This is a genomic window from Stenotrophomonas sp. FW305-C-20-S1 (genome assembly GCF_058783335.1).
Window position 1 is genome coordinate 23,173 of record NZ_JBYTEK010000046.1, and the last position, 8,421, is coordinate 31,593.

An 8,421-nucleotide genomic window follows, 5' to 3' on the forward strand; every position below is an offset into this window, starting at 1 on the left:
CGGCAGGCTTGTCGCATAATGGCCGCGAACACCAGGAGCATCGATGGCCGCAAACGAATCCGCCGCGGGCCCCCGCCCGGGACGCGCTGAAACCCCTCCGGCCGATCATTGGCAACGTTGGGCCGCCCCCTTGGCCGCGGCAACGCCTGCCGAAGCAGTACCGGCGGTGTCAGAGGCACCTGCCCTGTCGGTGCCCGGCGACGGCGCCCGACTGGCGGCTCCGCCCCCCCTGCCCTCCACCGCCGCACTGCCCGAGGCGGGCAACAGTGACATCCCGCCTGTCGATGCCGACTCGCCCTACCGCGTGCTGATCGTCGAAGACGATCGTGCCCAGGCGCTGTTCGCACAGAGCGTGCTGCATGGCGCCGGCATGCAGGCGATCGTGCTCGGCGATGCCGATGGCGTGCAGCAGGCCATCCGCGAGCAACGCCCTGACCTGATCCTGATGGATCTGCACCTGCCCGGGCTGGATGGCATGCGGCTGACCGCGATGATCCGCCAGCAGCCCGGCATGCAGCTGCTGCCGATCGTCTTCCTCAGCGGCGACCCGGATCCGGAGCGCCAGTTCGAAGTGCTCGACTGCGGTGCCGACGATTACCTGAGCAAGCCGATCCGGCCGCGCCACCTGATTGCCGCGGTGGCCAACCGTATCCGCCGCGCACGCGCGCAGGCAGCGACCCTGCCCGGTGCCAACGGTGCACCGGCCACCAGCAACCCCGAAACCGGGCTGCCCACGCGCCACCACGTGCTGCAGCAACTCAACGCGACGCTGGCGCAGCACGACCGCGGTGGCGTGTTCTTCGTGGAAATCTCCAGCGCGCTGGGCCTGCGCGAGCGCTATGGCTATGCGGCCTTCGAGCGGCTGATGGTGCAGGCCGGGCAACGCCTTGCCGAGGCTGGCCATCCGCACCTGCTGGCGCGCCTGAACGACAACAGCTTCCTGCTGCTGGCGCGCAACGCCGATGAGGACAGCCTGGAAGCGATCGCCGGCACCCTGCGTGAGCAGCTGTCCGCGCGCGCCTTCGTGATCCGCGACGACGAATCGGTACACCTGCGTGGCGTGGTCGGCTACGCGCCGCTGTCGCCGGGTTTCGACGATGCCAGCAGCGCCCTGGAAGCGGTCGAACGTACCACCCTGCAGGCACGCCTGCTCAGCGCCGGCGTTGCCGGCCATGTGCATCGCCAGGTCACGACCGAGCAGGAGCACCTGGCGTTGCTGGAAGGCCAGCTCGAGCTCGCTTACCAGCCGATCGTCGCCGTCGCCGGCGGCAGCAGCGCGCAGTACCAGTTGCTGCTGCGCCTGCGCAGGTCCGATGGCAGCGTACTGACCGCCGGCCAGGTGATTCCGGCAGCCGAGGCGGCCGGCCGCATCGCCGACCTCGACCAGCAGGTGCTGGAGCATGCGATGGGTCTGCTCGACCTGTATCGCCACGCCACCCAGCCGCTGAACCTGTTCGTCTCGCAGTCGCTGCGTACCCTGCAGCGCGATGCCTTCGCCGACTGGCTGCTGGAATCGCTGCAGCAACGCCGCCTGCCCGGCAGCGCGCTGGTGATCGACGTGCGCCTGCCCGACGCGCTGATCCACACCGTGCCGTTGCAGCAGTTCTGCCAGCGCATGGCCAGCGTCGGTGTGCGCTTCTGCCTGAGCCAGTTCGAACCGGGCAGCGAAGCCCTGGCCCTGCTCACCCAGCTGCCACTGTCGTTCGTGCGCATGGCGGCACGCTTTTCCAGCAGCCACTCCAACCCCGATACGCGCGAAGAACTGCGCCGATCGATCGAGCAGGCGCATGCAGCCGGCCTGCAGATCATCGGCCAGCAGATCGAGGACCCGCAGGCAGCGGCCGCGATGTGGGTCGGCGGTGTCGATTACATCCAGGGCAACATGGTGCAGTCGGCCGGCAGCGACCTGAACTTCGACTTCCACAACGCGGTGCTCTGAGTGTCACCGACGGTCGCGCTGTTGGCGGTACTGGCGCTGGCCATCGTCGCCCTGCTGGTACTGGGCCTGCGATTGCGTTCGCGCAATCGCGCGCTGGCGACACTGCAGCGCGAACGCATCACCCTGACCAGTGAACGCGACCAGCTGCGGCGTACCACCGAGCGCCAGGGCCAGCTGGAACATCAGCTGCTGCAGGCCAAGCAGGCTGCAGAAGCAGCCGTGCTGGCCAAGGGCGAATTCCTGGCCACCATGAGCCATGAAATCCGCACGCCGCTCAACGGCATCCTGCCCATGCTGGAGCTGATTGCCCGCGGACCGCTGGGCGAAGACCAGCGGCAGATGCTGGCCACCGCCTCGGCCAGCTCGCAGCAGCTGCTGCGCATCGTCGATGACATCCTCGATTACTCGCGCCTGGAAGCCCAGGCGCTGGAGCTGGAGATCACCAGCTTCAACCTGCGCGAACTGCTCGATGGCGTGGTGCAGCTGCTGCAGCGCGCCGCCGAGGCCAAGGGCCTGACGTTGAGCCTGCAACTGGATCCGGCCGTGCGCCTGCCGGTACGCGGCGATCCGGTGCGCCTGCGCCAGGTCCTGGGCAACCTGCTGGCCAATGCCATCAAGTTCACCGCACGCGGCCAGGTGCAGTTGCGCGTGCAGCGGCTGGGCGAAGGCCCCGCCCAGCACCAGCTGCGTTTCGAAGTGGTCGACACCGGCATCGGCATCGATGAGGCCCTGCAGGCGCGGCTGTTCCAGTCCTTCAGCCAGGCCGACGCGTCCACCACCCGCATCTACGGTGGCACCGGTCTGGGCCTGGCCATCTGCAAGCGCATCACCGACCTGATGCATGGCGACATCGGCGTGCACTCCACCCCAGGCCAGGGCGCAACCTTCTGGTTTGAAATACCGCTGCTGAAGGTTCCCGGCGACCTGCCGGCGCTGGCCCGCTCGCCGGCAGCGCTGCTGCTGTACACCGCCGATGCGCAGCTGCAGCCACGCGTCGAACGCATCGCCGCGCACCACGGCCTGCAGGTGCAGCCGCTGGCCAGCATTGATGAGGCAATGGAACGCCTGCGCGCAGCACCACGCCCGGGCCAGAGCACACCGGCATGGTTGCTGGTCGACGCGCGCCACCGCCGCAATGGCGAGGTGGCCCTGCAGCGCGCCTTGGCCGAGCGCGGTGCCGACGACGCACTGCAGGTGCTGTGGCTGCAGGATGATCCGGTTGCAGCACGGCCGCGCCAGCAGCAGCTGCACAGCACATTCAACGATGCCGACCTGCACGCCCTGCTGGCCCAGCCAACAGCCACTGCACGCCCGGCAGCCCTGCTGGCCAACGCCGAAGACGCCAGGCCGGCCGCCGCGCTGCCACCGCTGGATCTGCATGTGCTGCTGGTCGAAGACAACACGGTCAACCGGATGGTGGCCGAGCACCTGCTGCGGGTCTTCCAGTGCCGGGTGCGCAATGCCGCCGACGGCGAGCAGGCCCTCGCACTGCTGCGCGAAGGTGGAATCGACGTGGTGCTGATGGATTGCCAGATGCCGGTGCTCGACGGCTACAGCGCGACACAGCGCTGGCGCAGGGAGGAAGCCGAAGCCGGGCGCACGCGGTTGCCGATCATCGCGATGACCGCCAACGCCATGGCTGGTGATCGGGAACGCTGCCTGCAGGCGGGCATGGACGACTATCTTTCCAAGCCGATCACGCGTGAAGCGCTGCATGCGCTGCTGCAGCGCTGGGGCCGGGTTTCCGTGGATCGCGGCCATGCACCGCTGCCGGAACCCGTGCAACCTGCCGCAACCCCGAGCGTGCCCGACGGCGAAAGCCTGGACGATGAACGAACGCGCGCGATCCCGATTCCACAGCCGGTGCTTGATCGCAGTGTGCTGGATGAACTGCAGGCGGTGATCGGCGATGCCGCCGCGCAGATCGTAACGGTGTTCCTGGAAGACGCACCGCAGCTGGTGCAGCAGCTGCAGCAGGCGGCGCAGGGCAACGACATCGAACGCCTGCAGGCGCTGTCGCACAGCCTGAAATCCTCCAGCGCCAACGTCGGCGCGCTGTCGCTGTCAGCGGTGGCGCGGCGGATCGAACTCGAAGCCCGCAGTGGCAGCCTGCAGCGCCCTGCCGTGGCAGTGGCGCTGCTGGTGGCGGAGTTCGCCCGCGCGCGCGTGGCGCTGACCGGCTACCTCGCCGGCCAGGCCCGTTGAATCACTCTTCGAGCTTGCTCAGCAGGTACTTCGGCTCACCGATGCGCTCGATCAGCTCCAGCTGGGTTTCCAGCCAGTCGATGTGTTCTTCCTCGGAATCGAGGATCTTCACGAACAGCTGGCGGCTGACGTAGTCGCCGACCGAATCGGCATAGGCCACGGCCTCGCGCAGGGTGACCACGCCATCGCGTTCCAGCGACAGATCGCACTGCAGGATCTCGGTCGGGTTCTCACCGATGCGCAGCTTGCCCAGCGCCTGGAAGTTCGGCAGGCCTTCAAGGAACAGGATGCGATCGGCAAGCATGTCGGCATGCTTCATTTCCTCGATCGATTCCTTGTACTCGTGTTCGGCCAGTTCCTTGATGCCCCAGTTCTTGAGCATCTTGGCGTGCAGGAAGTACTGGTTGATCGCGGTCAGCTCGTTGTAGAGGACCTTGTTGAGGAATTCGATGACCTTGGTGTCGCCCTTCATGGGGATGCTCCTGCACGCTGAAATCGCGGGCACTGTAGCGCCTTGAGCGCGCGCGTGAAGGAACGCGAATCGTGCGCATTGGCCACTGCGGCCAACAATGAAGACCAGGAGAGCGCGGCGTCAACGCGCCGCGAAACGACTCAGGCGACCTGCGCCAGGCCCAACACCGGCAACGGCAGATCGTGGGTGGCACGCGCCTTGGCCAGCAGCTCGCCGGCCATGTCCAGGCAGGAACCGCAGGTGGCGCCGCATCCGGTGCGCATGGTCAGCTCGGCCACCGACGTGACGCCATGGCTGGCGGCTTCGCGGATCTGGTGGTCGGTAACACCGTTGCAGATGCAGACGTACACGGGCGGGAACCAAGGCAGCAGGCCAGTAGCGGCCTGGTCGCTATTCCAATGGAAACGAGAATGGTTGTCAATCAGAGACCTGAACCATTCTCGATACGGTTCAGAGTACCGTCGAATCCACCCGGTACGAGGCGGCTACAGGGACAACAGCCCAAGCGCCAGCACCGGTGTACTGAAGAAGACGATCAGCCACTGCACACCACCACCTGCCGCTCTCAGCCGCAGCAGGTAGTCCGCCAGGAACAGCGCACCCGCACAGGTCGCGAAGGCGAGGCAAACGCCCAGCGCAAGCGGCATCCATGCGATGCCGCCGAGGACCACCACGCTCAACAACAGCCACGGGAGGCTTGCCAGACGGACAGCCAGTTGCTGCCGGAAATACCCGGCAGACGTGCGTTGCGACCGTTCGGCCCGCTCTTTGCGCAACCCGCCCGTCAAACGGCTCCCGGTTCACCCTTTGCTTTCCGCGGCCAGTACCCGCCGCGCATGGGCGTGCGCTTCCTGGGCCTGTCGTGGCCGGCCGCGTGGCCTGGCATCCAGGCCTCGGCAGCGCTCTTGGGCATGGCACTGATGCCCTGCCCCGCCACCCCCTGGGCCAACGGCGCCAGATGTCGCAGGGCGCGCGCATAGACGCCACGCTTGAACACCACCACATGCTCCACCGGATACCAGAAGTCGACCCAGCGCCAATGATCGAACTCAGGCGAGTCGGTATGGTCCAGGCTGACGTGGGCTTCATCACCGGTCAGGCGCAGCAGGAACCAGACCTGCTTCTGGCCGATGCAGACCTGGCGTTCATTGCGGCGGATGGCACGCGCCGGCAGCTTGTAACGCAGCCAGCCCGGTGTCGCCCCAAGCACCTCAACGTGCTCCGGCAACAGCCCGGTCTCTTCCTGCAGTTCACGATACATGGCCTCGACAGGCGTCTCGTCGGTGTTCATGCCACCCTGCGGGAACTGCCAGCCATCCCGGCGCACACGTCGTGCCCAGAACACCTGCCCGTCCTGCCGCATCAGCACGATGCCGACGTTCGGTCGATAGCCGTCCGGATCGATCACGATGCGGACTCCTAAGAAAATCTACTGGTTGGGACTATCCCATGCCGTCTGTCGGGCCACAAGCACGATACAAAGGTGTTGACAGTCCTTGTACACATCAGCAGAATAGCGGGCTCACCAAGGCTATGTAGCTCAGCCGGTTAGAGCACAGCACTCATAATGCTGGGGTCGGTGGTTCGAGTCCACCCATAGCCACCACGTTGAAGTTGTTTTTCAACGTGAAAAGTGAGAAAATAGTTGCACGTTACATTGCCCCTTAGCCAAGCGGTAAGGCACCTGACTCTGACTCAGGCATCGGTGGTTCGAATCCATCAGGGGCAGCCAAATTAAAAAGAAAAAGGCCTGATCGAAAGATCAGGCCTTTTTCTTTTTTGTTTGGTCACGCATCCCACCTTATCCCCATCCCCGCGCCTGTCGGCGCGCCCCCTTGAACAACAAGGGGGCTCTCCTCCAGACAGAGACCGGGGTCGGGCATACGGACCATGGGTAGTGCCGGCCGCTGGCCGGCAACCTTGAAATGCGCAGCCCCAGAACGACAAAAGCCCGGCCGAAGCCGGGCTTTTGCTTTTCCATCCAGCGGGCTCTCCCGAAGGAGCCCAACCAGGCGCGGTAAATCAGCGCTTGGAGAACTGGGTGGCGCGGCGGGCCTTGTGCAGACCGACCTTCTTACGTTCGACTTCGCGGGCGTCGCGGGTCATGAAGCCAGCCTTGCGCAGCTCGGACTTCAGGGTCTCGTCGTACTCGACCAGAGCACGGGCGATGCCCAGACGGATCGCACCGGCCTGGCCGGTGGTGCCGCCGCCAGCGGCGGTGACCAGGATGTCGAAGCTCTCGGTGTTCTTGGTCAGCTCGAGCGGCTGGCGCACGATCATGCGAGCGGTCTCACGGCCGAAGAACTCGTCCAGCGGACGGCCATTGACGGTGATGTTGCCCGAACCCTTGCGCAGGAACACGCGAGCGGTGGAGGACTTGCGGCGGCCAGTGCCGTAGTTTTGAGTGATAGCCATGATTAGATATCCAGAACCTGCGGCTGCTGTGCGGCGTGCGGATGCTCAGTGCCGGCGTAGACCTTGAGCTTGCGGTACATCTGGCGACCCAGCGTGCCCTTCGGCAGCATGCCCTTGACGGCGGTCTCGATCACGCGCTCCGGGTGGCGCTCAAGCGCCTGGGCGAGGGATTCGGTCTTCAGGTTGCCGATGTAACCGGTGAAACGGTGATACATCTTGTCCTGCAGCTTCTTGCCGGTGACGACAATCTTTTCTGCATTGATGACGACCAGGTAGTCGCCGGTATCAACGTGCGGGGTGTAGACCGGCTTGTGCTTGCCACGCAGACGGCGGGCCAGCTCGGTGCAGAGACGGCCCAGGGTCTTGCCCTCGGCGTCGACGAGGTACCAGTCGCGCTGGACGGTCTCGTTCTTGGCAGTGAAAGTGCTCATGAAGAACTCTTGGTTAGGTCGGGCTCATTGCGGCGAAGGACTCGCCGGAACTCTGCCACGCGTTGTGAAAGGTGGAGCGTAAGGGGCGGCATTGTACGCAGCTTGGCTGGCGGGTGCAACCGGGCACCTGCCCCGGGTTGGCAGGGGACCGGGGCCGGGCGAGAATCGGGCCTCCCCCGCTCCACGCCGTGCCGCCATGACCGTGCTTCGCCAGACCACCCCGCTGGACCACCTGCTGACCGAGGCGCAGCGCGCCCTGGACACGGTGTTCGGCAACCCGCCGGCCAGCCGCCCCTATCCGGCCACGGACACCGGCGAGCCCGGCATGGACAGCGCCCAGCGTCGCCACGCGGCCGGGCTGATGCGCATCAACCATGTCGGTGAGGTCTGCGCCCAGGGCCTGTACTTCGGCCAGGCCGCGGTGGCACGCGACCCGGCAACCCGCGAACATCTGCTGGAAGCGGCCCAGGAAGAGACCGATCACCTGGCCTGGTGCGCCACCCGCCTGGGCGAGCTGGACAGCCGCCCCAGCCTGTTCAATCCGCTCTGGTACGCCGGCAGCTACACCATCGGCACCCTGGCCGGGCTGCGCGGCGACGGCTGGAACCTGGGCTTCGTGGTCGAGACCGAGCGCCAGGTGGAAGCCCATCTGGACGAACACCTGGTCGACCTGCCGGCCGGCGACCTGCGCAGTCGCGCGGTCATCCGGGTGATGAAGGAAGACGAGGCCCGGCATGCCGAACATGCCGAGCAGGCCGGCGCGCGCCGCCTGCCGTTCCCGATTCCGGGCGCGATGGCGCTGGCCTCCAGGGTGATGAAGACCATTGCCTACCGACTGTAACCCGCATGAGGGTAGTGGGGGGGGGGGGGGGGGGGGGGGGAGGGAGGGGGGGGGGGGGGGGGGGGGGGGGGGGGGGGGGGGGGGGGGGGGGGGGGGGGGGGGGGGGGGGGGGGGGGGG

9 protein-coding genes and 2 tRNA genes are annotated in these 8,421 nt (G+C 66.6%); 5 read left to right on the forward strand and 6 right to left on the reverse strand.

Going from position 1 to position 8,421, the window contains the following annotated elements:
- Positions 1–43 precede the first annotated feature (43 nt).
- Both AC3WTC_RS18445 and AC3WTC_RS18450 read left to right on the forward strand, forming a co-directional pair.
- Positions 44–1,939: an EAL domain-containing protein gene (locus tag AC3WTC_RS18445; RefSeq protein WP_080149686.1), complete on the forward strand. Its 1,896-nt coding sequence runs from the start codon at positions 44–46 to the stop codon at positions 1,937–1,939.
- Positions 1,940–4,144, forward strand: coding sequence for an ATP-binding protein (locus AC3WTC_RS18450; protein WP_354276191.1), 2,205 nt, complete (start codon positions 1,940–1,942; stop codon positions 4,142–4,144). It begins immediately after the preceding gene.
- Position 4,145: 1 nt separating this feature from the next.
- Here the strand turns inward: AC3WTC_RS18450 and bfr are convergent, their stop codons facing one another.
- The 4 genes from bfr to AC3WTC_RS18470 form a co-directional block, all read right to left on the reverse strand.
- Positions 4,146–4,616: a bacterioferritin gene (gene bfr, locus AC3WTC_RS18455; protein ID WP_025874625.1), complete on the reverse strand. Its 471-nt coding sequence runs from the start codon at positions 4,614–4,616 to the stop codon at positions 4,146–4,148.
- A gap of 140 nt (positions 4,617–4,756) precedes the next feature.
- Complete coding sequence (locus AC3WTC_RS18460; RefSeq protein ID WP_032951724.1) at positions 4,757–4,966, reverse strand: (2Fe-2S)-binding protein; 210 nt, start codon at positions 4,964–4,966, stop codon at positions 4,757–4,759.
- Between the two features lie 135 nt (positions 4,967–5,101).
- Entirely contained in the window at positions 5,102–5,404 is a 303-nt protein-coding gene (locus tag AC3WTC_RS18465) for a hypothetical protein (RefSeq protein ID WP_492712223.1), read from the reverse strand.
- Positions 5,401–6,024: an RNA pyrophosphohydrolase gene (locus AC3WTC_RS18470; protein WP_025874624.1), complete on the reverse strand. Its 624-nt coding sequence runs from the start codon at positions 6,022–6,024 to the stop codon at positions 5,401–5,403. The genes AC3WTC_RS18465 and AC3WTC_RS18470 overlap by 4 nt, the downstream gene beginning before the upstream one ends.
- A gap of 121 nt (positions 6,025–6,145) precedes the next feature.
- Between AC3WTC_RS18470 and AC3WTC_RS18475 the strand changes: the two genes are divergently transcribed.
- A tRNA-Met gene (locus AC3WTC_RS18475) sits at positions 6,146–6,222 on the forward strand.
- Positions 6,223–6,274: 52 nt separating this feature from the next.
- Positions 6,275–6,348, forward strand: a tRNA-Gln gene (locus AC3WTC_RS18480).
- Positions 6,349–6,638: 290 nt separating this feature from the next.
- Here AC3WTC_RS18480 and rpsI read toward each other — a convergent pair.
- Both rpsI and rplM read right to left on the reverse strand, forming a co-directional pair.
- Positions 6,639–7,031, reverse strand: coding sequence for a 30S ribosomal protein S9 (gene rpsI / locus AC3WTC_RS18485; RefSeq protein WP_005411311.1), 393 nt, complete (start codon positions 7,029–7,031; stop codon positions 6,639–6,641).
- 2 nt (positions 7,032–7,033) lie between these two features.
- Entirely contained in the window at positions 7,034–7,462 is a 429-nt protein-coding gene (rplM, locus tag AC3WTC_RS18490; RefSeq protein ID WP_025874623.1) for a 50S ribosomal protein L13, read from the reverse strand.
- Positions 7,463–7,658: 196 nt separating this feature from the next.
- Between rplM and coq7 the strand changes: the two genes are divergently transcribed.
- Positions 7,659–8,303, forward strand: coding sequence for a 2-polyprenyl-3-methyl-6-methoxy-1,4-benzoquinone monooxygenase (gene coq7, locus AC3WTC_RS18495; protein ID WP_099843937.1), 645 nt, complete (start codon positions 7,659–7,661; stop codon positions 8,301–8,303).
- Positions 8,304–8,421 lie beyond the last annotated feature (118 nt).

Bases quoted from the DNA above. Each gene is read 5' to 3' on its own strand.
- AC3WTC_RS18445 (WP_080149686.1), top strand. From the start codon at position 44: ATGGCCGCAAACGAATCCGCCGCGGGCCCCCGCCCGGGACGCGCTGAA.
- bfr (WP_025874625.1), bottom strand. From the start codon at position 4,616: ATGAAGGGCGACACCAAGGTCATCGAATTCCTCAACAAGGTCCTCTAC.
- rpsI (WP_005411311.1), bottom strand. From the start codon at position 7,031: ATGGCTATCACTCAAAACTACGGCACTGGCCGCCGCAAGTCCTCCACC.
- rplM (WP_025874623.1), bottom strand. From the start codon at position 7,462: ATGAGCACTTTCACTGCCAAGAACGAGACCGTCCAGCGCGACTGGTAC.
- coq7 (WP_099843937.1), top strand. From the start codon at position 7,659: ATGACCGTGCTTCGCCAGACCACCCCGCTGGACCACCTGCTGACCGAG.